The organism is Streptomyces silvae (genome assembly GCF_016745505.1).
Taxonomy (GTDB): domain Bacteria; phylum Actinomycetota; class Actinomycetes; order Streptomycetales; family Streptomycetaceae; genus Streptomyces; species Streptomyces silvae.
This window is the reverse complement of record NZ_JAERUC010000102.1, coordinates 17,660-41,132: the sequence shown is the minus strand read 5'-3', so window position 1 is coordinate 41,132 and position 23,473 is coordinate 17,660. Positions and strand designations below refer to the sequence as shown.

Annotated in this window: 22 protein-coding genes and 1 riboswitch; of the genes, 10 read left to right on the top strand and 12 right to left on the bottom strand. The window is 72.5% G+C overall.

All coding sequences use genetic code 11. The annotated features are described in order from the left end of the window. The first annotated feature begins 37 nt into the window (after positions 1-37). Together JKV81_RS15895 and JKV81_RS15890 are read left to right on the top strand one after the other, a co-directional pair. Positions 38-760 carry a dienelactone hydrolase family protein gene (locus JKV81_RS15895; RefSeq protein WP_129259829.1) on the top strand — a complete coding sequence of 241 codons (723 nt, stop codon included), beginning with the start codon at positions 38-40 and terminating at the stop codon, positions 758-760. Between the two features lie 130 nt (positions 761-890). Beyond that, the gene (locus tag JKV81_RS15890) at positions 891-1,976 is read left to right on the top strand and encodes a barstar family protein (RefSeq protein WP_307820547.1); all 1,086 of its coding nucleotides are present in this window, start codon (positions 891-893) and stop codon (positions 1,974-1,976) included. A gap of 85 nt (positions 1,977-2,061) precedes the next feature. Here JKV81_RS15890 and gap read toward each other — a convergent pair whose 3' ends face one another. The 6 genes from gap to JKV81_RS15860 form a co-directional block, all read right to left on the bottom strand. Then, positions 2,062-3,057: a type I glyceraldehyde-3-phosphate dehydrogenase gene (gene gap, locus JKV81_RS15885; protein ID WP_129259827.1), complete on the bottom strand. Its 996-nt coding sequence runs from the start codon at positions 3,055-3,057 to the stop codon at positions 2,062-2,064. Positions 3,058-3,166: 109 nt separating this feature from the next. Then, entirely contained in the window at positions 3,167-4,123 is a 957-nt protein-coding gene (locus tag JKV81_RS15880; RefSeq protein ID WP_129259826.1) for a GlxA family transcriptional regulator, read from the bottom strand. A gap of 137 nt (positions 4,124-4,260) precedes the next feature. Further along, positions 4,261-5,349: a CU044_5270 family protein gene (locus JKV81_RS15875; RefSeq protein ID WP_202076435.1), complete on the bottom strand. Its 1,089-nt coding sequence runs from the start codon at positions 5,347-5,349 to the stop codon at positions 4,261-4,263. After that, positions 5,346-6,119, bottom strand: a complete 774-nt coding sequence (locus tag JKV81_RS15870; protein WP_129259824.1) for an RNA polymerase sigma factor — start codon at positions 6,117-6,119, stop codon at positions 5,346-5,348. The genes JKV81_RS15875 and JKV81_RS15870 overlap by 4 nt, the downstream gene beginning before the upstream one ends. A gap of 151 nt (positions 6,120-6,270) precedes the next feature. Then, positions 6,271-7,092 carry a MerR family transcriptional regulator gene (locus JKV81_RS15865; protein ID WP_129259823.1) on the bottom strand — a complete coding sequence of 274 codons (822 nt, stop codon included), beginning with the start codon at positions 7,090-7,092 and terminating at the stop codon, positions 6,271-6,273. Between the two features lie 69 nt (positions 7,093-7,161). Further along, positions 7,162-7,725: a hypothetical protein gene (locus JKV81_RS15860; RefSeq protein ID WP_164992610.1), complete on the bottom strand. Its 564-nt coding sequence runs from the start codon at positions 7,723-7,725 to the stop codon at positions 7,162-7,164. A gap of 437 nt (positions 7,726-8,162) precedes the next feature. Here JKV81_RS15860 and JKV81_RS15855 point away from each other — a divergent pair, with 437 nt between their 5' ends. Further along, positions 8,163-10,214 (top strand): ATP-binding cassette domain-containing protein, encoded by a 2,052-nt coding sequence (locus JKV81_RS15855; RefSeq protein WP_129259822.1) that lies wholly within the window; start codon positions 8,163-8,165, stop codon positions 10,212-10,214. A gap of 25 nt (positions 10,215-10,239) precedes the next feature. Here JKV81_RS15855 and JKV81_RS15850 read toward each other — a convergent pair whose 3' ends face one another. Further along, complete coding sequence (locus JKV81_RS15850) at positions 10,240-11,661, bottom strand: tetratricopeptide repeat protein (RefSeq protein ID WP_202076434.1); 1,422 nt, start codon at positions 11,659-11,661, stop codon at positions 10,240-10,242. Between the two features lie 340 nt (positions 11,662-12,001). On the opposite strand from JKV81_RS15850, the gene JKV81_RS15845 reads away from it, so the two are divergent. Beyond that, complete coding sequence (locus tag JKV81_RS15845; RefSeq protein ID WP_202076433.1) at positions 12,002-13,369, top strand: M64 family metallopeptidase; 1,368 nt, start codon at positions 12,002-12,004, stop codon at positions 13,367-13,369. 81 nt (positions 13,370-13,450) lie between these two features. On the opposite strand, the gene JKV81_RS15840 is transcribed toward JKV81_RS15845, so the two are convergent. From JKV81_RS15840 to JKV81_RS36550, 3 genes are all read right to left on the bottom strand, one after another. Beyond that, positions 13,451-14,401: an SDR family NAD(P)-dependent oxidoreductase gene (locus JKV81_RS15840; RefSeq protein ID WP_202076432.1), complete on the bottom strand. Its 951-nt coding sequence runs from the start codon at positions 14,399-14,401 to the stop codon at positions 13,451-13,453. A 251-nt stretch (positions 14,402-14,652) separates the two neighbouring features. After that, positions 14,653-15,309 (bottom strand): response regulator, encoded by a 657-nt coding sequence (locus tag JKV81_RS15835; RefSeq protein WP_129259818.1) that lies wholly within the window; start codon positions 15,307-15,309, stop codon positions 14,653-14,655. Beyond that, positions 15,306-15,434, bottom strand: coding sequence for a hypothetical protein (locus JKV81_RS36550; protein WP_268980747.1), 129 nt, complete (start codon positions 15,432-15,434; stop codon positions 15,306-15,308). Before JKV81_RS36550 ends, JKV81_RS15835 begins: the two co-directional genes overlap by 4 nt. Positions 15,435-15,722: 288 nt before the next feature. Between JKV81_RS36550 and JKV81_RS15830 the strand changes: the two genes are divergently transcribed. From JKV81_RS15830 to JKV81_RS15810, 5 genes are all read left to right on the top strand, one after another. Next, on the top strand, positions 15,723-16,526 hold the full coding sequence (locus JKV81_RS15830; RefSeq protein ID WP_202076431.1) for a class I SAM-dependent methyltransferase: 804 nt from the start codon (positions 15,723-15,725) through the stop codon (positions 16,524-16,526). Positions 16,527-16,750: 224 nt separating this feature from the next. After that, positions 16,751-16,933: riboswitch (cobalamin riboswitch) on the top strand. Between the two features lie 30 nt (positions 16,934-16,963). Beyond that, positions 16,964-17,674: an energy-coupling factor ABC transporter permease gene (locus JKV81_RS15825; protein ID WP_202076430.1), complete on the top strand. Its 711-nt coding sequence runs from the start codon at positions 16,964-16,966 to the stop codon at positions 17,672-17,674. Beyond that, positions 17,671-18,027 (top strand): energy-coupling factor ABC transporter substrate-binding protein, encoded by a 357-nt coding sequence (locus tag JKV81_RS15820; protein ID WP_099175597.1) that lies wholly within the window; start codon positions 17,671-17,673, stop codon positions 18,025-18,027. Before JKV81_RS15825 ends, JKV81_RS15820 begins: the two co-directional genes overlap by 4 nt. A gap of 4 nt (positions 18,028-18,031) precedes the next feature. Continuing rightward, positions 18,032-18,781, top strand: coding sequence for a cobalt ECF transporter T component CbiQ (gene cbiQ, locus JKV81_RS15815; RefSeq protein WP_129259814.1), 750 nt, complete (start codon positions 18,032-18,034; stop codon positions 18,779-18,781). Next, complete coding sequence (locus JKV81_RS15810) at positions 18,778-19,620, top strand: energy-coupling factor ABC transporter ATP-binding protein (RefSeq protein WP_202076429.1); 843 nt, start codon at positions 18,778-18,780, stop codon at positions 19,618-19,620. The genes cbiQ and JKV81_RS15810 overlap by 4 nt, the downstream gene beginning before the upstream one ends. A 118-nt stretch (positions 19,621-19,738) precedes the next feature. Here the strand turns inward: JKV81_RS15810 and JKV81_RS15805 are convergent, their stop codons facing one another. Both JKV81_RS15805 and JKV81_RS15800 read right to left on the bottom strand, forming a co-directional pair. Beyond that, positions 19,739-21,361: a VWA domain-containing protein gene (locus JKV81_RS15805; protein WP_202076428.1), complete on the bottom strand. Its 1,623-nt coding sequence runs from the start codon at positions 21,359-21,361 to the stop codon at positions 19,739-19,741. A 17-nt stretch (positions 21,362-21,378) separates the two neighbouring features. Next, entirely contained in the window at positions 21,379-22,575 is a 1,197-nt protein-coding gene (locus tag JKV81_RS15800; protein WP_372444172.1) for an AAA family ATPase, read from the bottom strand. A gap of 467 nt (positions 22,576-23,042) precedes the next feature. Here JKV81_RS15800 and JKV81_RS15795 point away from each other — a divergent pair, with 467 nt between their 5' ends. Beyond that, positions 23,043-23,438, top strand: a complete 396-nt coding sequence (locus JKV81_RS15795) for a hypothetical protein (protein ID WP_124279066.1) — start codon at positions 23,043-23,045, stop codon at positions 23,436-23,438. Positions 23,439-23,473 lie beyond the last annotated feature (35 nt).

Here is a 23,473-nt window from a genome sequence, read left to right as displayed (position 1 = left end):
GGGAGCGCCGTTACAGAGCGCTCCGAAAGGTACGACCATGCACTTCATCTCCGAGCAACGCCTCGACGACGGCGTTCTCGCACGCGAATTCACCCTCGGCGAGATCCCCGGCACCCTGTGGACGCCCGAATCCGACGTACCGGTCCCGCTGATCCTGATGGCTCACAACAACGGCCTGCCCAAGCGGGAACCCAGGCTGGTGGCCCGCGCCCGGCACTCCGCGGCGCACGGCTACGCGGTGGCCACCATCGACGCCGCCGGGTGCGGTGACCGGCCCCGTTCCGCCGCCGACGAGCAGGCCCGCGCGGACATCCGCCGGGCGATGCAGGCCGGGGAACCGGTCGACGAGATCTTCGAGTCCTTCATCGGGCCGCTGGTCGAGAAGGCGGCCCCGGAATGGCGGACCACCCTGGACGCCCTGCTCTCCCTGCCCGGGATCGGCGGCCCCGTCGGGTACTCGGGGTGGATGGCCCTCGGCATCCGGCTCGCGGTGGCCGATCCGCGCATCGCGGCCGCCGGCTTCTTCGCCGGGGGCTACGTTCCGCGCGCCCAGCGCGAGGAGGCCCGGCAGGTCAGCGTTCCCCTGCTGCTCCTGCTGCAGTGGGACGACGAAGGGAACCCCAGGCAGCGGGCCCTGGACCTGTTCGACGCCTTCGGCACCGAGGAGAAGACACTGCACGCCAACACGGGCGGGCACACCGGCACCCCGTGGTTCGAGGTGGAGGACGGGGACCGGTTCTTCGGCCGGCACCTGAAGTGAGGCCGGGCCGTCGGACGCGGTGGGTGGGGTCGCGGGACGGCCCCGCCCACCGGCCGTCCGCCTCGAAGTGTCATGGCACATGCGCGGAAAGGGCTTTGCCTCGGACGGCCTGTCCGGGCACGATCACACCGTGCATGAGGACAAGGGCCATGGCGGGCGGAGTCGCTACGCGCTGACGGACACGGAGCAAGGCCGGGTCTGGGGGGTCTGCACCGAGGTGGACGGACTCTTCGGCGAGGCCCGGCGCGCGACGTACGAACTGCACGCGTGGCTTCCGGAAGGAGCCGAGGTGCGCGGCTGGGCCGGCAGCCGGGTGTGGCTGGTGCCGGAGGACCGGATGCTCGGTCCCTGGCTCCTGGAGGACGCGGAGAGCCTCGGGCCGCACCCCGGCACGGACGGCCTCGTGCTCACCGGCCTGGACGACTACGAGGGTCCGCCCGAGGGCCACCGGGGCCCCGTCCGGCTGCATGACGGGCTCCGGTGGCTCGGCTCCTGCAGGGAGTTCGGCCGCGTCCTGCCGCCCGAGCGGGCGGACCCCCCTCTCGTACTGCGGGGGTTCGCCCAGGGCGACGAGCTGCGGACACGTCTGGCGGCCGGGACCCGGCGGTCGCTGGAACTGGAGCAGACCGCCCTGGAGATACGGGACGATTGGGGCGACCCACTCGCCGAGCTGCTGCTGTGGGGCGCCGTCAGCGGCTGGTCCCCGGCGGCGCATGGCGTGGATCTGATCGATCTGGAGCTGTCCGGCACGTTCGTCACGCCGCTTCCGGAGCATGCCCGGCCGGTGTGGGAGCGATGGCTCGCCGGGCCGCCGAGGAGGACCGGCGCCTGGGCCGGCCTCGACACCCGGCAGCGTGGGGCATGGCTGGACCTCGTCCGGGAGGGGGCCTGCCGACGTATCTCGCACGACCGGTCGGCCGGTCATGCGTACGAGCTCGACGGCCGGCGGATCACCGATGTCCCGGGCCTCTACCTGGCGCTCGGCGAGGCGGTGAACGGACCCGGCGGCTATTTCGGCGGATGCCTGGACGCCCTCGCCGACTGCCTGCGCGGCACCTTCGGCTACACCTCGCCCGCCACCCTGCTCTGGCGGGACGCCGAGGTCGCGCGCACCCACCTGTCCCGCGCCCTGACGCCGGACGGTGAGCCGTACGACCTGTTCGGCGTCCTGCTCGATGTGCTGGCCGAGGGCGGGATGCGAGTCACCCTGGCGTGACGGAGCGCCCCTCCCCCTCCCCCGTGTCTCCGGGGCCGAGCGCTCGGTCACTCACAGGGGGCATCGCCACCCGTCTTCCGCCCCGTCAGGCGGCGAGGAGCTGGAGCGTGTCGATCACACGGTTCGAGAAGCCCCACTCGTTGTCGTACCAGGCGACCACCTTGACGTGGCGGCCGTCGACGCGGGTCAGGGCCGAGTCGAAGATCGAGGAGGCGGGGTTGCCCGTGATGTCGGACGACACGAGCGGGTCCTCCGAGTACTCCAGGACGCCTGCGAGCGGCCCTTCGGCCGCCGCCCTGTACGCGGCCAGCACGTCCTCGCGCGTCACCTCGCGGGCGACGGTCGTGTTGAGCTCCACGATCGAGCCCACCGGTACCGGTACGCGGATCGAGTCGCCCGACAGCTTGCCGTCGAGGTTCGGCAGCACGAGACCGATCGCCTTGGCCGCGCCCGTCGTGGTCGGCACGATGTTGACACCAGCGGCGCGGGCGCGGCGGGCGTCACGGTGCGGGCCGTCCTGGAGGTTCTGCTCCTGCGTGTAGGCGTGCACCGTCGTCATGAAGCCGTGCTCGATGCCGGCGAGATCGTCGAGCACCTTGGCCAGCGGGGCGAGCGCGTTGGTGGTGCACGAGGCGTTCGAGACGATCGTGTGCGCGGCCGGGTCGTACGCGTCGGTGTTGACGCCGTACGCGAGCGTGACGTCGGCGCCGGTCGCCGGTGCGCTGATCAGCACCTTCTTCGCGCCCGCGTCGATGTGGGCGCGGGCGGCCGTGGCGGAGGTGAAGCGGCCGGTCGCCTCGAGCACGATGTCGACGTCCAGCTCGGCCCACGGCAGCCGTGCCGGCTCACGCTCGGCGAGCACGGCGATGCGACGGCCGTCGACGACGAGGGTGTCCCCCTCGGCCTTCACCGGGCGGCCGAGGCGGCCCGCCGTCGAGTCGAAGGCGAGCAGCCGCGCGAGGGCGGTGGGCTCGGTGAGGTCGTTGACGGCGACGACTTCCAGGGCGCTGTCGCGTTCGAGCAGCGCGCGCAGCACATTGCGTCCGATGCGGCCGAATCCGTTGATGGCGATGCGAGTCATGAGTGGTGTCCCTTCGGGTTCGCCATCCAGGTTCGCGCGGGGCGTCCGCCGGTGACAGCGGCGTGATCGCCACGGTCCGAAAGGATCGCGCCACCGCCTGCGCGACGGGTCACTCCCCCTGGGCGAAGGTGCGCCGGTACTCGCTCGGCGTGGTGCCGAGGATGCGGTGGAAGTGCAGCCGGAGATTGGTGCCGGTGCCGAGTCCGACGTCGGCGGCGATCTGCTCGACGCTCCGCTGGGACAGTTCGAGCAGTTCGCGGGCCATGTCGATGCGGGCGCGCATGACCCACTGCATCGGCGTGTACCCCGTGTCCTCGGCGAAGCGTCGCGAGAACGTGCGCGGTGACACCGCCGCGTGCCGGGCGAGTGTGTCGAGGGTGAGGGCCTCGCCGAGCCGGTGCAGGGCCCACTCCCGGGTCGCGGCGAACCGCTCGCCGAGCGGCTCGGGCACGCTCCGCGGCACGTACTGCGCCTGTCCGCCGCTGCGGTAGGGGGCTGCCACCAGGCGCCTGGCCGCGTGGTTCGACGCGGCCACCCCGAGATCGCCACGCAGGATGTGCAGGCACAGGTCGATGCCCGAGGCGGCACCGGCCGACGTCAGCACGCTGCCCTCGTCGACGAACAGCACGTTCTCGTCGACCCGGACCAGCGGATACCTCGCCGCCAGGGCCCGCGTGTAATGCCAGTGCGTGGTGGCGCGCTTGCCGTCGAGCAGACCCGTGGCGGCCAGCGCGAAGGCGCCCGTCGAGATGGCGGCGAGCCGGGCGCCCCGGTCGTGGGCACCGGTCAGCGCGTCGACGACGGCCTGGGGCGGGTCGTCGCGGTCAGGAAACCGGTAGCCGGGGACGAAGACGATGTCGGCCCATTCAAGGGCGTCCAGGCCGTGGGCGACGGAGTACGAGAGGCCGTCTCCGCCGGTCACGAGACCGGATTCCGCGCCGCACACCCGGACTTCGTACGGCATGCTCGCGCGGGTCGTGAACACCTGCGCGGGAATGCCGACGTCGAGGGGCTTCGCGCCTTCGAGCACGAGGACGGCGACGTGATGCGGGGACGGTGCGGGCACGGGGACGAGGGTACGCGGACGAGGGGGCCTGGCCTGATACCGGGACGAAGCAGTCGCCTCGGCCCTCGATGACGGACCCCCGCGCGGAGCGAGGTCTGCCGGGGCGCTTCGCCGCGCCCCGGCAGCTCCTTGGCGGATCAGGTCGCCGACGGCTTCCCGGCCGACGGCCTCTCGCGGAGGGCGTCCACGACCCCGCGCTCCAGCACCGCCGACTTACTGATCGGGGTGCCCTTCTTACCCATCTCGGTGTCCCTGATGAGGTAGCTCCGCTCGCCCAGGTATTCCAGGGTGGTCGAGTCGAAGATCCAGGCGGTGCGCCAGCCGGCCCGGGTGTCGTCGCGGGCCACGCCGATGCCGTGCCGGCCGGCCGCGTCCACCGCGTCGGGGTCCTCGGACACGCCGGGGATCTTCGCCGCGGCCTTGTAGAGGGCGGCCGCGGTCTTCGGCGGCATCACCGTCTCCCGCAGCAGCTCACCGATGGCGTCGAAGGCGTCCTGGTCCGGGTCCCGGTCCTCTGCCGGGGTGTCGCGCGCGTCCTGGTCCCGGGTGATCTCGGTGGTGAGCCGCCGGAGCAGGGTGTCGGGGTCGGTGGGCAAGGAGGCCAGCCAGGCGTACGTCGGCCGGTTGAGGCCCGCCGGGTAGCCGACGGGGGTCTCGCCGTCCGGAACCCCGACGGTGATCGGGTAGTACCTGCCGTCCTCGTGGATCAGGCCCTCGTCGACCACCGGCCCCGGCTTCTGCGCCATCCAGACCTCACGCTCCCCGGGCTCGCTCATCCTCACCGGGCCGCCGTATTCGCCCTCGTTCCCCGACTGAAGTGTCCTGACGTACACGAACTGGTCGCCGGTGACCGTCTGTTCGTCGCTCTTCTCGGCGACCGACGCGATCCGGTCGAGCAGTACGGCCGCGCCGCGCGGGGCGGCGGCCTGGGATCCGGTGCCCGCGGCGGCCGGTGCCGGGGTGCTGTCCTGGCCGGTCAGGGCGAGCGTGGTGAGCAGCACCCCGCCCAGGGCCAGTCCGGCGGCGGGCAGCAGGACGGCAGGGCGCAGGAGGCGAGGGCGGGGGCGTGCGGTGGTGCGGTCGCCGTCCTGGTCGATCAGACGCATCAGGTTGTCCTTGTGGTGGAGATGACGGCCCGGAGGCAGGTCCCGTTCGGCCGGGACCGGCAACAGCCGGGCCAGTTCCTCGCGTTCGGCCCGCTCGGGGCCGGAGGTACGGTCGTTCATCGGGCTTCCTCCTGGATGGGCAGGGCCACGAACGCGGCCCTGCTCTCTACCTCTCCACGGCCGGGGCGTGGTTCCCGGCCGAACCGGACCGCGTCCCCGGCGACCGCTCCCCGTTCCCCGGCACGCGCTCCCCGTTCCCCGGCGGGCGCTTCCCGCTCCCCGCCCCGCGTTCCCCGCTCCCCGGAGCGCGCCCCCCGCTCTCCGGGGAGCGCCTCCCGCGCGGGTCCGTCGGGCGCCCTGCCGAGCTCATCGTCGGTGAGCCGGCGCAGCCGGGTGCGAGCCCGGGACAGCCGTGACCGTACGGTGCCGACCGGGACACCCAGGGCCTCGGCGGCCTCGGCGTAGTCCAGCCCGGACCAGACGCAGAGGACGAGCACCTCACGCTCCTGGCGTCGGAGCCCGCCCAGTGCCCGCTGGACCGCGGCCAGCCGTCGTGCGTCATCGACGCGTCCGGCCGTGGCGTCCGCGATGTCCGCCACCGGTTCCGGCGCGGGGCGACGGGCCAGGAACGCCAGGCGCCGCCCTCTGCCTCGGTTCGCGTTGCGCGCCTTGTTCGTGGCGATCCCGAGCAGCCACGGCCGGAGCGAGTCGCCCTCCGGCTCGATGGCCTGCCGGGTGCGCCAGGCGGCCAGGAAGGTCTCGGACAGCACCTCCTCGGCCGTCCACCAGTCGCCCGTCAGCCGGTAGGCGTGGTTGTAGACCGCCCGCGCGTACTCCTCGTAGAGCGCGGCGAACGCTTCGCGGTCACCCGCCCTGATTCGTGCACGCATGCGCTCCCGATCTCCGTGTTCATCACAGCTCACACCACCTGTCTCTCCGGCCGGGCGGAGGGGTTCCGGTGACCCGCGCCACACCGCGGGCCGCGCGGAACGGGAGGTCGGGGTTCCCCCCTGGCGATGCCAGGGGGGCCTGGCGCGGGGCTCAGGGATTGATCACCGGCGCCTGGAGTTCGGTCACCCAGTCGTCCTGGTCGTCCGGGCATTCGAGGCTGACCTCGCGGGGGTGGCCGGCCGACCGGTACCCGTTCTCGTCGATCCAGACGGCCAGCGCCTGGGCCGTGGGCAGCACGGTGTCCATCGAACCGCGGTGCACGATGGTCGCCGCACGTTCCGCGGGCGGCAGGTCGAGCACCCGGAAGGCACCGTCCTGGAGCGGCGCCGCGACCTGGACGGCAGCGTGGACGGTGATCCTTCCACCGCCCTCCGGGGCGTCCTCGTAGGAGGCGACACCGGGCCCCGTCGGCTTGATCCCGGCCGCGTCCAGGCGCCGGAACAGCTCGTCGTACAGCGGCCCGATGACCGGGCTGATCGCCTCGGGCTCGAAGCCGGCGGCGGTCGCGGTCAGCTCCGCCACCCGGACCGCGGGGATGCTCCTGATGACGACGTCGTTGGTGGGCATGCGCCCCTCGCTCTCGATCGACCGGAGCCTCGCCTCGACCTGGACGAGCCGCGCCGCCGCGGCGGTCATCGCGCCCTCCAACTCGGCCCGACGCAGCCGCAGCATGGCGCGCAGTTCCTCGGTGGTGACCTTCTCGTCCAGGATCTGCTGGACCTGCTGAAGGGTCAGACCGAGCTCTTTCAGCGCGATGACACGGTTGAGGCGGGCGAGCTGGGCAGCCGCGTAGTACCGGTAGCCGGTGGCGGGGTCGACATGGGCCGGGCGCAGCAGTCCGGTGGCGTCGTAGTGACGCAGCATGCGGACCGATACGCGGCCGTGCCGGGCGAAGTCTCCGATGGTGAACATGATGTCTCCGACCTCAGCGCCTGACACGGTGTGAGGGTCAAGCCCTCCCGACCCGGTCATGTGCCGCCCTCAGCGGACCGTTGCTCCCAGGTAGTCGAGGGCCGCACGGGCGAATCCCGGTACGGCACACGGGCACTGCCAGCGGGCGAGGATCTCGGGCCCGGAGAGGTTCGCCGGTTCGGCCTCCTCGTCCTCCAGGCCGTCCAGGTGGTCCGCCGGAAGCAGATCCTCGGGAAGCAGGTCGTCGAGGGCCTGCTCCATCGGGGCGCTCAACCGGTCCAGGAAGGCGGGAAGGCGCTCCAGCACCTCGTCCACGTCGGCCTCGTACGGATGCCAGCCGTGCGCGCACACCCGGCCGTCGCCGCCGCGCGCGACCCGGCGCAGTACGGCGACGGCCCTGTCCTCGACTCCCGTACCGGGGCTGCCGAAGGCGACGTAGGGGGCGAGCAGCAGCATGCCCAGCGTCCAGAACAGCACGGGATCGCTCCCGGACCCCGGCCACGTCGCGTCGAGCCGGTCGGCGCAGTCCCGCACCGCCTCGTCCTTGTCGCCCGCGTGGTAGCCGTGCCGGATCTCGTCCCAACTGCTGAAGAAAGGCCTCCAGCCGTCGGGTACGGGTATGGCCGTCGACATGCTCCGTGCTCCCTCCGCAGCGTCCAGGCGCCGCGGACATTGGATCACACGGTCCCGCGCCGCCGGCCGCCTGTCGGTCACGGGCGTACGGTGCGCCCCTGCGCGGTGCCCTCGGCAGCTGTCACGTACGCCTGGGCCATCTGATGACGCGAGGCTCCCACGCAGAGGCGACAGCACTGCCGACCGTTTTTCGCTCCGATCACCGAGGTGGTCGGACCCCTCGACACCGGCCGCGGACGCATATCGCGGTCGACGGCGTTTCGGCCAACACCCACTCGTGGCTCGCCTCTTGCGGCGCAAGGGCCCATGCACCCCGCACCTTTCGGCAGCCGCGCGGGGCCGGGATCCGGGACTCGGCCGAAAGACATGTGTTCGAAAAAGGGGCGGGCTCGTTGAACCTGACGATCCCACCCACCGACCGCCAGGAAGGAGCGACGTTGACACGCACCGGCACACGCCGCGACCGCCAGGACACCCCCGACGCGAAGAGCAAGCAGGCCGAGGACACGGTCTCGGACGCGGAGCACGAGCTGTACGGAGGACGTCTGCGCTACGACCAGTCCTTCGTACGTCATGTGGGCCCGCTGACCAGGCTCTCGTTCCGGCACATGGCGGCCGCGCTGCCGCGCATGGTCACCCTGGTCCTCCGTACCGGCTGGCGGACGGACCGGCGGGCGATGGCCGGCGTGGTGGCCGCGCAGCTCGGGCAGGGGGTGGCCGCGGCGTGGGGACTGGTCGCGGTCAACAGCGTGCTCACGAATCTGTTCGCGGAGGGGCCGACGGCCGACAAGCTGCGCGATGCCCTGCCGGCCCTGGCCGCCCTGGCGGCGACCGCGGTGGCCGCGGCCCTGCTGACGGCGTGGTCGACGGCGATGTCCGGCCGGCTGGAGCCACAGGTGGAGCGGGCCGTCTCCGCGCGCTACTACACGGCCGTCACCCGCGTCGAGCTGGAGGCGACGGAGCGTCCCGAGGTCCAACGGGTGCTGGAGGCAGGCCGGTTCGGCACGGACTCGGCCCGCAGCATGCTGATGCTGTCGGTGGGCGTCGGCAACGTCCTCATCTCGATGGTGGCGGCCGCCGTCGTCCTGGCCTCGCTGCACTGGCTGCTGCTGCCCATGCTGCTGGTGATCGCCCTGCCCAAGGGGTGGGGCGCGGTCAGTTCCGCACGCCGTGAGTACGTCTCGAAGCTGCACTGGATCGACCACCGCCGGGCCATCGCCTCGCTCCTGGGCTTCCTGACCCGCCCGCACGCGCAGGGCGAGATCCGTGTGCACGCCGCCGGGACGAAGCTGCTGAGCAGCTACGAGGAGATGTCCCACCAGACCGAGGCGGAGCAGCGGCGCCTCGCCCGTGCGCAGGCCTCGACGGACCTGGTGGCCGGCGGGTTCGCGGGGGTCGCGTCCCTCGCCTGCTACGGGGTGCTGTGGTGGCTGCTCGCCGACGGTTCCCTGCCCCTCGCCGTCGGCGGCACCGCGGTCCTCGCGATCCGCGCGTCGACCGCCCGGCTGACCTCGCTCGTCCAGCAGGTCAACCGGCTCTACGAGGAGTTGCTCTTCCTCACGGACACCGAGGACGCCATCGCCCTGGCCACGGAGAACGCCATCCCCACGACCGGTGCCGCCCTGCCTGCCCGTGTCCGTCAGATCCGCCTGGAGCACGTGTCGTACACCTATCCCGGGGCCGACTCCCCCGCCGTGCGGGACGTCAGCCTGCACGTCCGCCGCGGTGAGGTGACGGCCCTGGTCGGGGCGAACGGTTCCGGGAAGACCACGCTGACGAAGATGCTGTCCGGGCTGCTGCTGCCCTCCGACGGCCAGGTGTGGTGGCAGGACGGCGACGGCTCCGACCGGGTCGACCTCCGGGACGCCGACCGAGCGGAGGTCTTCGCCCTCGTGGGGCTGCTCGCGCAGGACTTCCCCCGCTGGGAGATGACGGCCGCCGCGAATGTGGCGATCGGCGCAGGCGACCGCGTCCGCAACATGTCCCGGGTGAAGTCCGCCGCGCGGTCCGCCGGTGTCCTCGAGCTGATCGAGAGCCTGCGCCACGGCTGGGATTCCATCGTCCACAAGGGTTACGAGCGCGGGGTCCAGCTCTCGGGCGGGCAGTGGCAGAAGCTCGGCACGGCGCGGAGCCTGTACCGGGAGGCCCCCTTCCTTCTGGTGGACGAACCCACCTCGGCGCTCGACCCGCATGCGGAGATCGCCGCGTTCGAGGGTCTGTGGTCTCTCGCGGAGGAGGGTCACGCGGTCGTTCTGGTGACCCACCGGCTCGCGGCCACGGCCAACGCCGACCGTATCTATGTGCTCGACCAGGGCCGAGTGGCCGAGGAAGGAACGCATGAGCAGCTGATGACCCGGCCCGACGGCATCTACCGGGGGATGTTCACCGCCCAGGCCGCCCAGTACGGGGCCGTCGCCCCGCCGATCCCCTCGCAGCAGACCGGTCACGCCCCGGCACCCCACCCGGCGGAGGGCGTCGGCCCGCAGTGAGGATCCCCGCGGTGGCCGGCGGCCGTCAGGTCCAGGGGGCGAACGGCGGCCGGGCGGGGGCGGGGCCGAGCGTGGTGGTGCCCGGTCCGGCGCGGTGGCCGAGCCCGGTCCGGTAGGCGTTCAGCGCTTCCTCGGTCCGGCCCTCGCTGCGCATCAGGTCGCCGAACAGCCGGCAGATGTCGGCGATGTCCCCGGCGGCGCCCGTCTGTTCGAGCAGGGAGAGGGCGGTGGCGTAGTGCTGCTCGGCGGCTTCGACGTCCCCGGCCTCTTCCGCGATCATCCCGAGCAGCCGGTGGGCGCCCCCGGCGTGCAGGGCGCCACGGCCGTGCTGGAGGCCCACCAGCAGGCTCTCCAGGAGCTCGGCGGCCTCCGCGGGCTTCCCCCTCCTGCGCAGCACGTCGGCGAGCTCGACCTCCACCTGGGAGACGTACAGGGCGGCCCGCTTGGACACCAGCATCGAGTGCGCGGTGCGCAGCTCCTTCTCCGCCTGTGCGAGGTCGCCGTGCTGTGCGCAGACGTACCCCCTCATCCAGTGGCAATGGGCCAGTTCGGTACGGATCTGCAGCTGCTGGTAGAGCTCGGTGGCCCGCGCCAACGACATCTGGGCCGCGTCGACCCTGCCCTCGGCGATCAGGGTGCGGGCCACGGTCCGGTGCATGGTGGCGACCAGGGCGGGGTCGGTCACCTGGGGCACCAGGGCGAGGGCGAGTTCGGCGGCCTGCGCGGCGCGGGCGTGGGCCCCCATGTCCATGTACGGGGCGATCGAAGCCGTGTAGAGCTGGAGCAGTGCGACGGGGTCGTGCAGCCCGGACGTGTTCAGCGCGTCGATGGCGCTTTCCAGCAGGTAGCAGGCGTACCGCAGTTCACCTGCGAGGTAGTGGGCGACCGAGCGTCCTCGGACCGCTCGCGCGCGGGCGGGGAGCGGTTCGCCGGCCAGGGCGTGTTCGGCGGCTTCGAACCGGGCCAGGGCATCGGTCAGTTCACCCGTCTCCAGGGCGCATTCCCCCAGGCCCACGAGTGCGGCCGCCCGTTCCTGCGGGAGCCCGTACTCGTCAGCCTGCCCGAGGATCTGCTCGTACGCCGCGTGCGCGTCGGCGGCGTCCTCCATGGCCAGGACCCGCTGAGCCTCGGCCAGCCGTAGCCGCAGGGCTGTGGCGATATGGGTCGGCCTGCCGGTGGCGAGCTCCTCGTAGTCGACGCCGAGCCGTTCGGCGATGTGCCGGAGGGCGGCTTCGGAGGGCCGCACCTTGCCGGCTTCCAGGGTCGAGACATAGGCGGAGGTGTAGACGGGCTCGGCGAGCTGTCGCTGGGTCAGCGCGCGGTCCCTGCGGAGCTGCTTCAGCCTGCGGCCGATCGCGGCGGGCGAGTCCGGCGCGTCCCCGTGGTCCACGCCCGGACGGCCCGGGGCGTCATCCCCGGTGATCGTCACCCTGCTGGTTCCCGTCATGGCGGCCCCTCGTCCTGTGTCCGCCGGTGAGCACCGGCCGCTTCGTACCTCTGTGACTGCCGAGCGGTGGAGCTGCCGGCCGCGATGCCAACTATGTCCGTCGACGTCCGTTCACGGGTGACCCGGTTACTCAAAAGCAACACCTCACGCCCCCAAGGCCGTTGTGCGCTCCCGCGAGGCAGCCTAAGTTAAACGCCAACTCAAACGCATTCAACCGAGGACTTAATGCGGCGGCCACCCGCGTACGCATCTCCCGGCCGCACTCCCCCGCTCTTCGGCAGAACACCCCGCCCCAGCGCTCCACTTCACCTCCGAGCTGGAATCCAGAGTGAGGATTGACATGCACAAGAGCAAAGTTGCCGCCATATCCGTGAGCGTCGCGCTCGCGGCGATGCTCGGGACCGCCCTCGCCGCTCCGGCAGCCGCCGTGGGCCCGGAGGCCGTCGACGAGCCGCACGTCACCGTCGAATACTTCCCCGAGCCCGGCGGCGAGGGACGGCGGACCGAGGTCCCGGCCAGCACGGAGGCGGCGACCGGCGGTGCCGCGCACCGGAGCGCGGCACCCACCGCGGGCACGACGGACGGGGAGGTCGGAGAGCTGGCCGTCACCGGTCCGTCGGCCGACCGGCTCGACGTGGTGATCATCGGTGACGGCTACACGGCGGACCAGCAGGACGCCTTCCACGCGGCGGCGGCGGCGAAGTGGGGGGACATCACCGGCATCGAGCCCTACTCCAGCTATCAGGGTCTGATGAACGTGTGGACCGTCGACGCCGTGTCCGCCGAGTCCGGGATCACCGGTGACCCCACCGCCGACGTCACCAGGAACACCGCGCTCGGCAGCTACTTCTGGTGCTCGGACACCGAGCGGCTGATCTGCGCCGACATCGACAAGGTCGCGTCCTACGCCGCCAAGGCCCCCGAGGCCGACCTGGTCGTGGTCGTGTCCAACTCCACGAAGTACGGCGGCGCGGGCTACTCGGGTCTGGAGGCGGAGGGCTATCCGTTCGACGGCGTCTCGACCCTCTCCTCGGACAACGCGCAGTCGAGCATGATCGCCGCCCATGAGATCGGCCACTCGGTGGGCCTCCTGGCGGACGAGTACACGTACGACAGTTACGGCACCTGGTCGGGCGGCGAACTCCCCGACATCAACTCCAGCATCCTCACCACGGATCGGATGGCCGCCGACCGGACCAAGTGGTACCGGTGGCTCGGCGAGACCGACCCCACCGGCGGCACCGTCGGCACGTACGAGGGCAGCAGCTACTACCCGTACGGGATCTACCGCCCGACCTCCAACTCGCTGATGCGGGCCCTGGACGCCAGGGACTTCAACCTCCCCGGGCGCGAGGCCATGATCGCCGGCTTCTACCGCGAGGCCAACGCCCTGAGCAGCGGTACGAGCAGGAGCAGCGCGGTCCTCAGGACCGCTGCCATCAAGGTCTCCCGGGCCGAGCTCACCGGCCTGGCGGCACCGGAGCTCCGCTGGTACGTCGACGGCGTACAGGTGAGGCGGGCGCAGGGCCTCACCGCTGTGACACCCGCCGGGCTGGGCGTCGCGGCGGACGGCAGGGCGCACACCGTGACGGTCAGGTCCGCAGACCGGACCACCTCGATCCGTGACCCCCGGGTGCTCGCGGAGACCGCCGAGAGCCTGACCTGGACGGTGAAGCCGTCCGGGCACAAGGCGCCCAGCAAGCACTGACGCCCGGTGGTACGACCGGCGGTACGACCGTCCGTGCGACCGGCGGTACGGCCGGCGGGTGGGCCCCGGCACCGGCCCGGGCTACCCGGGGACGGTGCCGGGGTCCGCTCCGGTCAGATCGCGGCTCGCGTCCCACAACCGTGCCGCGACGACGGGGTCGGCGAGGTGGTCCCACAGGGGTTCACGCCGGGGCTCGCCCCGCAGACCGAAGACGCGCGGCCCCCACAACTGGCCGCCGGCCACCGCCGGATCGAGTACCGCCCGGACCGCGGGCCACGCGCCGGCGTCCTTGCCCTGGAGGACGAGGGCCGCGGGCGACGCGGCCAGCCGGGCGCCGGCCGTTCGCACGTGGACCGGTGACCGTGACGGGGTGAGGGAGTCCAGCGCACCGCCTGGATGAGCCACCACACTCGCGACCGTGCTGCCTGCGGCGCGCAGCCGGCGGTCGAGTTCGACGCCGAAGTACATCTGTGCCAACTTGGAGCGCCCGTAGGTGCGTTTGGGCCGGTAGTCCTTCCGGGACTGCAGATCGTCGATGTCGATCCGCTCGGACTTCGCGGCGAAGCTGCCCATGGTCACGACGCGGGCCGCGGGCGCGGCCGACAGCAGCGGCATCAACCGGTGGGTCAGGACGAAGTGCCCGAGGTGGTTCGTGCCGAACATGAGCTCGTGACCCTCCCCGGTCTCCTCGCGCGGCGGGTCGTCGAGTGCGACGCCCGCGTTGTGGACCACCGCGTCGAGGCGGTCCTCCTCCAGCGAGTCCGCCACCGTGTCGAGCGACGAGAGGTCGGCGAGGTCCAGCCGTACGGCCCGTACGCGCGCACCGGGGACATGCGCACGGATCGAGGCCATGGCGGCCTCGGCCTTGGCGGGGTCACGGCTGCCGAGGACGACGGTGGCGCCGGTCGCCGACAGCTGTTCCGCGACGAAGTACCCGATGCCGGCGTTGCCGCCGGTGACCAGGAAGACACGGCCGTCGGCACCGGGCGGTCGCCGGACGTCCCAGGGCGGGGCGGAGGATGGGGTCGGCATGGTGGCGGGGTCCCTTGCTGTCGGAGCCTGTGGCGTCGGAGGAGCCGTTGAAGGCGGCGGTGGCCGCTCCTCGGGCAACTCGCCGGTCACGTTTCCACCGGCCACCGACGTATCACCTACGGCCCCCGCCGGGCCGCCGACATCCCACCGACGCGGAAGGGCGGAGCCCGGTCGCCGAGCGCTCGCCCTCTGCCCCGGAACGACTGCCCGGACAGCGGCCCCGCCGGTACGGGCCGGTGTCCGGCCGGGGCTCATCCCCGGCCGTCGACCAGGCCGGACTCCCAGGCCCAGGCCGCGATCTCCACCCGGTTACGGGCGGTGAGTTTCGTCTGCACATTGCCGAGGTGGGTCTTCACCGTGCCCACGGAGATGGACAGTTCGGCGGCGATCTCGGCGTTGGTCAGTCCTCTGGCCACCAGGCGCACCAGGTCCTTCTCCCGTGCGGAGAGCGCGGTGTGGGGTTCCTTGGGCGCGGGCACCGTGCTGGTGAGCCGGCGCAGCAGCCGGACGGTGATGGCCGGGCTCACCAGTGCCTCGCCGGAGGCGGCCGCCCTGATGGCCTCGACCAGCAGGGCGGGTCCGGAGTCCTTGATCAGGAAGCCGGAGGCGCCCTCGCCCAGGGCGCGCTGGACGTACTCGTCGTCGTCGAACGTCGTGACCACGACGACCTTCGGCGGGTTCACGGTGCCGGGGCGGGTCAGCCTGCGCAGGGCCTCCAGCCCGTCCATGCGGGGCATGCGGATGTCCATGAGCACCACGTCGGGCCGGTGGCGCTCGGAGAGCTCCACGGCGAGCACCCCGTCCGCCGCCTCCCCCACGACCTCGATGTCGTCCTCGGCGGAGAGGATCATCGCGAACCCGGCCCGGACCATGGCCTGGTCGTCGGCGATCAGTACGCGGATCGTCATGACGCCGCCGCCCGGTCCGGCACGACGAGGCCGGCCGGGCCCCCGGACAGCAGCAGCGCCACCGTCACCAGCAGTGGCCGCGGACGTCTGCTCCTCGTCCTCGCCGCCCTGGGTGTGACCGCCATGTCCGCCGCCTCCGCCATCTCTCCCACCGTCCGTCCCGCCGGCCTGCCGGAGGGACCGGCCGGGCCGTTCATGTTCTGTCCTGTCGCCCGATCCGCCGCGGAACGATGCGGGGAGGAGCGGTGCTCACCGGGTTCGGCGTTCGCCTTTCCTCCCGCGAGGAGCATGTCATGATCACCGCCGAGCTCACCTAGGTGGGCACCCCGCGGCCGGCAGCGCGGCTGGCATCGGGCCGTCCGCGCGTGGTGGACTGCGGGTCCGGCGGGCGGCGAGGAACGGCAGGGCAGGGCATGGCGGAGCACGGCACCGAGCACGGGTATCTGCTGGACAACCAGCAGTCGGAGGCGGGCATCCGGTTCGGTGCGCTGGCCGAGCTGTTCGACCCGGTGACGTTCCGGCACGTCGACCGGATCGGCATCACCGAGGGCATGCGGTGCTGGGAGGTCGGAGCCGGCGGTCCCTCCGTGCCCGCGGGCCTCGCCGAGCGCGTGGGAGCGGCGGGGCACGTGGTCTGTACGGACATCGACGTGTCCTGGGCCGAGGAGGCGGCCTCCGACGTCGTCGAGGTCCTGCGCCACGACGTCGCCGCCGATCCTCCGCCGCCGGGCGGTTTCGACCTGGTGCACGCCCGGCTGGTCCTGGTGCACGTCGTCGACCGCGCCGAGGCGCTGCGCCGCATGGTCCAGGCGCTGCGCCCCGGTGGTGTGCTGCTTCTGGAGGACGCCGATCCTGGGTTGCAGCCTCTGCTGTGCCCCGACGAGTCGGGACCGGAGCAGCGGCTGGCCAACCGGCTGCGGTCCGGGTTCCGTGAACTCATGGCGGCGCGCGGCGCCGATCTCTCGTACGGCCGGACACTGCCGCGGCTCCTGCGTGAGGCCGGCCTGCTCGACGTACAGGCGGATGCCTACTTCCCGATCACCTCGCCGGCCTGCACCGTGCTTGAGGCGGCGACCGTACGGCAGATCCGGGGCCGGCTCGTGGCGGCGGGCATCGCGACCGACGAGGACATCGACCGCCATCTGGCCCACGTCGCCACCGGACAGCTGGACCTCGCCACGGCCCCGATGGTCTCCGCCTGGGGACGCCGCCGGTAGATGCCGTGACGTTGCTCACCGGCGAAGTGGTCCGGTCGCCGCAGTCGGGGCAGGAGAACGCCGGCCATGTGCTCCAGGGCGAGCGGCCGTCCACGGCCTTCGGCGACCGGCTGCGGAGGACGGCCGTAGCTCCCGCTCTCCCGTGGCGCCCGCACCGCTGTCACCAGCGCACTCGGCCTCTCCCCGGGGTGTCAGGCGCGCTTGTCAACGTCCCCCACCTGGCACTACTGTCACCACGCCTTGGTGATCGGGAAATCGGTGTGATGCCGGTGCGGCCCTCGCCACTGTGATCGGGAAGTCCGGCTCCGGCCCTCGCGGGCAGCCACTGGGTCCTTGTGACCCGGGAAGGCGGAGTTCGGGCGGTGGTACCCGTAAGCCAGGAGACCGGCCAAGGCACTTCAACCATCCACGAGGTGCTGGAGAGGGTCTGCTGAGCCATGCACATAGCCGAGGGTTTTCTGCCTCCGGCGCACGCGATCGCCTGGGGTGTCGCGTCCGCGCCGTTCGTCGTCCACGGAGTCCGGTCACTCACGCGTGAGGTCAGGGAGAACCCTGAGAGCACGCTGCTCCTGGGGGCTTCCGGGGCCTTCACGTTCGTCCTGTCCGCACTCAAGATCCCGTCCGTGACCGGGAGTTGCTCGCATCCCACGGGCACCGGGCTGGGGGCCATCCTGTTCCGTCCGCCGATCATGGCGGTGCTGGGCACCATCACCCTGCTGTTCCAGGCGCTCCTGCTCGCCCACGGCGGTCTGACCACGCTGGGCGCCAACGTCTTCTCGATGGCGATCGTCGGGCCCTGGGCGGGGTACGCGGTCTACAAGGTGCTGCGGCGGTACGACGTACCGCTGATGGTGGCGGTGTTCTTCGGCGCGTTCGTCGCCGACCTGTCGACCTACTGCGTCACCAGCGTGCAGCTGGCGCTCGCCTTCCCGGACCCGGGCAGCGGGTTCCTGGGCGCGCTCGGCAAGTTCGGCTCCATCTTCGCGGTCACGCAGATCCCGCTCGCGGTGAGCGAGGGTCTCCTGACGGTGCTGGTCATGCGCCTCCTCGTGCAGTCCAGCAAGGGGGACCTGACCCGGCTGGGCGTGTTCCTCTCAGGCAGGCAGAACCGGACCAGGACGGCCGAGACCGAGGCGGTGGCCCGATGAACAGGAACACGAAGATCAACGCCCTCCTGCTGGTCGTGGTGGCGGCACTGGCCGTCCTGCCGCTGGCCCTCGGCCTCGGCGACGGCGAGAAGGAGCCGTTCACGGGGGCCGACGCCCAGGCCGAGACGGCGATCACCGAGATCGACCCCGACTACGAGCCCTGGTTCTCCCCGCTGTACGAACCGCCGTCCGGCGAGATCGAGTCGGCGCTGTTCGCCCTTCAGGCCGCGCTCGGCGCGGGCGTCCTCGCCTACTACTTCGGCCTCCGGCGCGGGCGCCGTCAGGGCGAGCTGCGGGCGGTCGCGCAGCAGGACGGCGACGTCGCCGGGGAGTCCGCGGCCCGGGGGAACTGAGCGCGTGCTGCCGATCGACGCGGCGGCGCACAGCTCTCGCTGGCGCCGCCGCCATCCCGTGGACAAGGCCGTGCTCGGTCTCGGTCTGACCGTTCTGGCGATCTCCCTGCCGCCCTGGCCGGGCGCCGCCCTGATCCTCCTCACCGCCGTCGCCGTGCTGCTGGGGCCGGCCGGTGTGCCCGCCCGTCAGTTGTGGCGCGCGTACCGGGTTCCCCTGGGTTTCTGCATCACCGGGGCGGTCACGCTCCTCGTGCAGGTGGGCGGCCCCGACGGGTTCGTGGCCCTGGCGGACGGAGGGCCGGTACGTGCCGGGGAGCTGCTGCTGCGCACCTCGGCGGCGTCCCTCGGGGTCCTGCTGTTCGCCTTCACCACCCCGATGTCCGATCTGCTGCCCCGCCTGGTCAAGGCGGGGGTGCCGGCGCCGGTGGTGGACGTCGCGCTGGTGACGTACCGGATGAGCTTCCTGCTCCTGGACTCGGTACGCCGGATCCGGGAGGCCCAGGCGGCCCGGCTCGGGCACACCACCCGGGCCGCCGCCTGGCGCTCGCTGGCGGGGCTCGGCGCCACCGCCTTCGTCAGGGCCTTCGACCGTGCGGCCCGGCTCCAGGCGGGGCTCGCCGGGCGCGGCTACGACGGAACCCTGCGCGTGCTGGTGCCCGATGCCCGTGTCTCCGTCCGGTTCGTGTCCGTGAGCGTCACCCTGCTCGCGGTCCTGACCGTCCTGACCTTCGCCCTGGAAAGGCCCTTGTCATGAGTGACCCCGTGCTGCTGGCCCTGCGGGGCGTGTCCTTCGCGTACGAGGACGGCCCCACCGTGCTCAGCGGCCTCGACTTCGAGGCATACGCCGGGCGCGCGCTCGCCCTGCTCGGCCGGAACGGCAGTGGGAAGACCACGCTGATGCGGCTGCTCAGCGGCGGGCTGCGGCCGCGCGAGGGGCAGTTGACGGTCGAGGGGCAGCCGGTGACGTACGACCGCAAGGGGCTGACGCGGCTGCGCACCACGGTCCAGCTGGTGGTGCAGGACCCGGACGACCAGCTGTTCGCCGCGTCCGTGTCCCAGGACGTGTCGTTCGGGCCGTTGAACCTCGGCCTGCCGGACGCCGAGGTCCGGGTCCGGGTGGAGGAGGCGCTCACCGCGCTCGACATCACCGCCCTGGCGGACCGGCCGACCCATCTGCTCTCGTACGGGCAGCGCAAACGGGCCGCCATCGCGGGGGCGGTCGCGATGAGGCCCCGTGTGCTGATCCTCGACGAGCCGACGGCCGGGCTCGATCCGGACGGCCAGGAGCGGCTGCTGGCCACGCTCGGCACGCTCCGGGAGAGCGGCACCACGGTCATGATGGCCACCCACGACGTCGATCTCGCCCTGCGGTGGGCGGACGACGCCGCGCTGCTCACGCCCTCGGGTGTCCGCGCCGGGCCCGCGCCCGCGATGCTGGCCCGTACGGATCTGCTGCGGGAGGCGGGGCTGCGGCTGCCGTGGGGCGTCGCGAGCGCCCGGCTGCTGCGCGCGCAGGGTCTGCTGGGCTCCACGGCGCCCGGGCCCCGCACCGCCGAGCAGCTCGCGGACTTCGTCCCGGGCACGGTCGGCTGACCGGAAGACGCCCGGTGGTCCGCCGGCCCGGAAGAGATCCGTCGGCCGGCCCCCCGTCCGTCGGCCGGACCACCAGGATGGGGCCCGGCAGTCGGACGGCCCGGAAGGGGCCCGGCGGTCAGATGATCCGGAAGAGGTCCCCGGCGGCGTGGACGTCGGTGAGGTCCTCGATGCCGCGGAGGTTGTCGCAGAGGGCGTCCAGGACCGTGCCGGGCCCGGTGGCCCGTGGGACGCCGACGGCCAGTCCGAAGGAGCGGAAGCCGAGCGTGTGCTTGGCCTCGTTCCAGCCGCGCATCCACCCCTCGGTGACCTCGCACTCCCCGTCGGTGATCATCACGATGTCTCCGCGCCTGCGGCCGTCGGCGTTGTACTCCTTCTCCAGCAGCCCGACGGCCGCCGACAGGGGCGCCCGGTAGTCGGTGCCGCCCCCGAAGAAGTGCTCGGCGAAGTCGATCACGTCCTCGATGCCGGCGGGCTCGGAGGCCGGGAAGCGGCACACCTTCAGCGACTCGGCGGAGGAGAACAGGATGCCGACGAAGTCGCGCTTCTCCCTGCGGGCCTGGTCCAGCAGGGCCAGGGCGCACGCCTTGGACCATGCCTCGCCGGTGATCCCGCCGGGGCCGGGGCGGCTCATGGAGTTGGAGCAGTCGACGCAGGCGATGACGGCGCCCTTCCCCGTGCTCTGCTCCCCCCGGCTGTCGTACAGCATCAGCCGTGCCTCGGCGTACCTCGCGGCGAACACGCTCCGCATGGCGGGGACGCCGAGGTTGGCCAGCTCGGAGGGGATGACCCGGGAGAGGTCGTCGCCCAGGGTGATCCCGACCAGTTCGCCGCGGGCGTGCTCGATCCTGCGGGCGCTCTCGCCGGCGGCCATCTGCCGGAACCGGCCGATGAGGTCCGCGAACCGCCCCAGCCGGCCCGAGCGCAGCCGCTCGGCGAGCTGGGCCCGCCGGCCGAACGGCATCCGCTCAAGCTCGCCCGGTCCGAGCCCCCACGCGCGCATCAGCTCGGCCTCCTCACGGGACTGTTCGGCCGCCCTGGCGCTGCCGCTCCGGGCGGCGGCACGGATGCCGGGGGCCGCCGCGGCGAGTGCCTGCCCCGCTTCCCTGGCGGCCTGCCGGGCGGCGGCGTCGGCGGCCTCGGCCCGCTCGATGGCCTGTGCCAGGGCGTCGGCGGGTCCTTCCGGCACCGTGCCGTCCTCGTCAGCCTCTCCGGCGGCCTGCTGGAGCGCGCCCCCGACATCGGCGGCCGTCCGCTCCGCCTCCTCCCGGGCGGCCTCCGCCTGCCGGATCCGCTCGGCGGCGTCCTCGGCCCGCTCCAGCATGGCGCGCAGGGCGTCGGCCTGGGCGAGTACGGCCATGGCGGCGGCGTAGGGGTCGCCGGACGTCTCGCGGTGCAGCCCGGTGAATTCGGGACTGTCCGTCAGGGCCGTGACGACCTGGTGGTTGACGAGACGGGAGGGGTCCATGCCGGCCCGGTCCCGTACGTGCGGGCCGACCTTGTAAGCGGCCAGGAACACGTCGGTGAGCAGGTCCTCGGTGTGGTCGTGGCGCTGGTTCAGGTCGTACGCGAGCTGCCGGAGCCCGGCGGTCGCGGCGTAGGCGTCGCGCCAGGCCATCGTGTCGAACCGGTCGGCGGCCACCGCGGTCATCGCCCCGCTCCCCCCGGTGCCCGAGGCCGTGCCCAGCCACTTCCCGGCCCGGTCCGTCAGCTCCGCCATGCCTCTCAGGGGCTCGCCCATGGCCGTGTCCCCGCCGCTCAGAGCTGGGCCTGCACGAGGCTCGCGTCCACGCCGAGGGCCTCGGTCAGGACACGGGCGTGGACGGCGCGCTGGAGGATGATCACGCGTTCGACGGCGGTGGTGGAGCGGTCGGCGGTCTCGGCCTCCCCGCGGAGTCGCTCCAGCTTCTTGCCGGCCATGTTGAGCTTGGTCATCGCTTCCCGTATCGCCCAGTCGGCCAGGGCCTCGCGGGACTGGCCGGCCTTCGCGTCGAGTTCGGCCTCCAGCTCCTCGATGGCGTCGGCGAGGTCGAGGGCCTCCTTGGCATCGGGGTTGACCAGGTGCAGGACCTCGCGCTCCACGGTGGGACGCTCGGCGGGCGAGTCCCACAGCACATGGGTGAGCACCGACAGGTCGTTCCGGTCCACAGCGTCGCGGCCGTCCAGGAAGGCGCTGGCCTGGAGCAGCCGGACCGACTGGCGCCAGCGCCGGTCGGAGGCGATCAGTTCCTTGCGGCGCAGGGCGGCCCGCAGGGTGCAGACGGCGTCGACGATCGCGTCCGGGACCCCCACGGCCGGCACGGCGTCGGTCACGGCCTGCTGGAGCTCGGACAGTTGCACCGTGGTCCGGGCGGTGACGGCGGGGGCGGCGACGGCGGAGCGCACCAGGCCGGCGAAGTGGGAGGGGTCGGCGAGGTATCCCACCTCGAGCCGCACCAGCAGCCGGTCGTAGATCGCGGCGCTGTCGTCGCCGGTGGGCAGCTCGTTGGACGCGGTGATCGCGCTGATCAGGGGGCAGTGGATGGGCTCACCGCCGTTCTCCGGGTGGTAGATGCGCTCGTTGAGCAGCCCGAGGGTCTCGTTCAGGGCCGCGGTCGAGCACTTGAAGATCTCGTCGATGAACGCGATGTGCGCGGTCGTCGCCCGGCCGTCGAATATCTGCCGGTACTCGCCGCGGCTCAGCGCCCCCACGTCGATGGGGCCGAACATCCTGGTGGGCGCGGTGAACTTGCTGAGCAGGATCTCCCAGTAGTTCGCGCTCTCGATCCGGCCCGTCAGCTCGCGCGCCAGCTCCGACTTGGCGGTGCCGGGAGGCCCCAGCAGGAGCGCGTGCTGACCGGCCAGCATCGCCACCGTCAGCGTCCGTATGACGTCGTCCCGCTCGTAGAACAGCCCGGACAGTTCGGCGTTGATCGCCCGCAGCCGCTCCGCCGTGTCCTGTGCGCCCATCGCCATCTCCCTGCTCGTGCAACCTGATCGGGGCCGAAGGTTACGGGCCGCCCGGCTCGCCGCCCTCATTATGCCGACCCGGCGCGGGCCCGATTCCGAATGGGCCGGGAGGCCCGGGCCAGGTTCAGCTCGGCATTCGCGAGGGGATCGCAAGCGCCGAAATCAGCCTGGCGAAAACATGGCAATGAGCCACAGGAATGGGGAGGGTGCGCCCGGGCGAGCGAATTCGCCGCAGGGTCACCCGGAACCCCGCAAGCCGAACCGCTGTACGAATATGCCACGTAACACTCCACCGGCATGCGCACCGCCCCACCAGCACCGATGGTCTCGAATGCTGAGAAGCATCCCTGCCGCGTCAGACAATTCGGCTCGATGGGCATCGACTTTCGGACTCTTCGCAAAGGGTTAACTTCATAAGCCCTCCGGACTGTTAGCGTCCCCGAGGAAGGATGAAGGCCATGAGGAGGTGAAGGGTGCGCGTAACGGCGGTCCGGTTCGTACTCGCGTTCCTGATGGGCTTCCTCCTGGCTCCGTCCCCCGGCACCCACTCGGCGGACGCTCACGCCTCCGCCCCGGGCATTCGGGCGGCGGGCGCGCTCCCGGATGCCACCGCGGGAGAGTCGCACGGGGAGTACGGCACGTGCGGCACACCCGATCGCGGGGGCGAGTCGAACGGCCTTCTGCGCCAGCGTGACCGGCATCGCTCGGCGACCGTTCCCGGCCCTGACGCACCGTCGCGTTCCATGGTCGCCGGGGACGCCGACGGAATGCTCGCACCGGCCGCTGTCGCCGCGATGGGCAACGCCCACCACTCCTCCAGATCGACCACGGCGCACTCCTCCCCCGCTCTCCAGGTGTTCCGCTGCTGAGCTGCCCTGCGGCGCTCGACCTTCTGATCCCCCTG

Bases quoted from the DNA above. Each gene is read 5' to 3' on its own strand.
- JKV81_RS15875 (WP_202076435.1), bottom strand. From the start codon at position 5,349: ATGAACGACCGTACCTCCGGCCCCGAGCGGGCCGAACGCGAGGAACTG.
- JKV81_RS15830 (WP_202076431.1), top strand. From the start codon at position 15,723: ATGGCGGAGCACGGCACCGAGCACGGGTATCTGCTGGACAACCAGCAG.
- gap (WP_129259827.1), bottom strand. From the start codon at position 3,057: ATGACTCGCATCGCCATCAACGGATTCGGCCGCATCGGACGCAATGTG.
- JKV81_RS15805 (WP_202076428.1), bottom strand. From the start codon at position 21,361: ATGGGCGAGCCCCTGAGAGGCATGGCGGAGCTGACGGACCGGGCCGGG.
- JKV81_RS15870 (WP_129259824.1), bottom strand. From the start codon at position 6,119: ATGCGTGCACGAATCAGGGCGGGTGACCGCGAAGCGTTCGCCGCGCTC.
- JKV81_RS15860 (WP_164992610.1), bottom strand. From the start codon at position 7,725: ATGTCGACGGCCATACCCGTACCCGACGGCTGGAGGCCTTTCTTCAGC.
- JKV81_RS15845 (WP_202076433.1), top strand. From the start codon at position 12,002: ATGCACAAGAGCAAAGTTGCCGCCATATCCGTGAGCGTCGCGCTCGCG.
- JKV81_RS15850 (WP_202076434.1), bottom strand. From the start codon at position 11,661: ATGACGGGAACCAGCAGGGTGACGATCACCGGGGATGACGCCCCGGGC.
- JKV81_RS15825 (WP_202076430.1), top strand. From the start codon at position 16,964: ATGCACATAGCCGAGGGTTTTCTGCCTCCGGCGCACGCGATCGCCTGG.
- JKV81_RS36550 (WP_268980747.1), bottom strand. From the start codon at position 15,434: ATGGCGGTCACACCCAGGGCGGCGAGGACGAGGAGCAGACGTCCGCGG.
- JKV81_RS15895 (WP_129259829.1), top strand. From the start codon at position 38: ATGCACTTCATCTCCGAGCAACGCCTCGACGACGGCGTTCTCGCACGC.
- JKV81_RS15810 (WP_202076429.1), top strand. From the start codon at position 18,778: ATGAGTGACCCCGTGCTGCTGGCCCTGCGGGGCGTGTCCTTCGCGTAC.
- JKV81_RS15840 (WP_202076432.1), bottom strand. From the start codon at position 14,401: ATGCCGACCCCATCCTCCGCCCCGCCCTGGGACGTCCGGCGACCGCCC.
- JKV81_RS15835 (WP_129259818.1), bottom strand. From the start codon at position 15,309: ATGACGATCCGCGTACTGATCGCCGACGACCAGGCCATGGTCCGGGCC.
- JKV81_RS15865 (WP_129259823.1), bottom strand. From the start codon at position 7,092: ATGTTCACCATCGGAGACTTCGCCCGGCACGGCCGCGTATCGGTCCGC.
- JKV81_RS15800 (WP_372444172.1), bottom strand. From the start codon at position 22,575: ATGGCGATGGGCGCACAGGACACGGCGGAGCGGCTGCGGGCGATCAAC.
- JKV81_RS15820 (WP_099175597.1), top strand. From the start codon at position 17,671: ATGAACAGGAACACGAAGATCAACGCCCTCCTGCTGGTCGTGGTGGCG.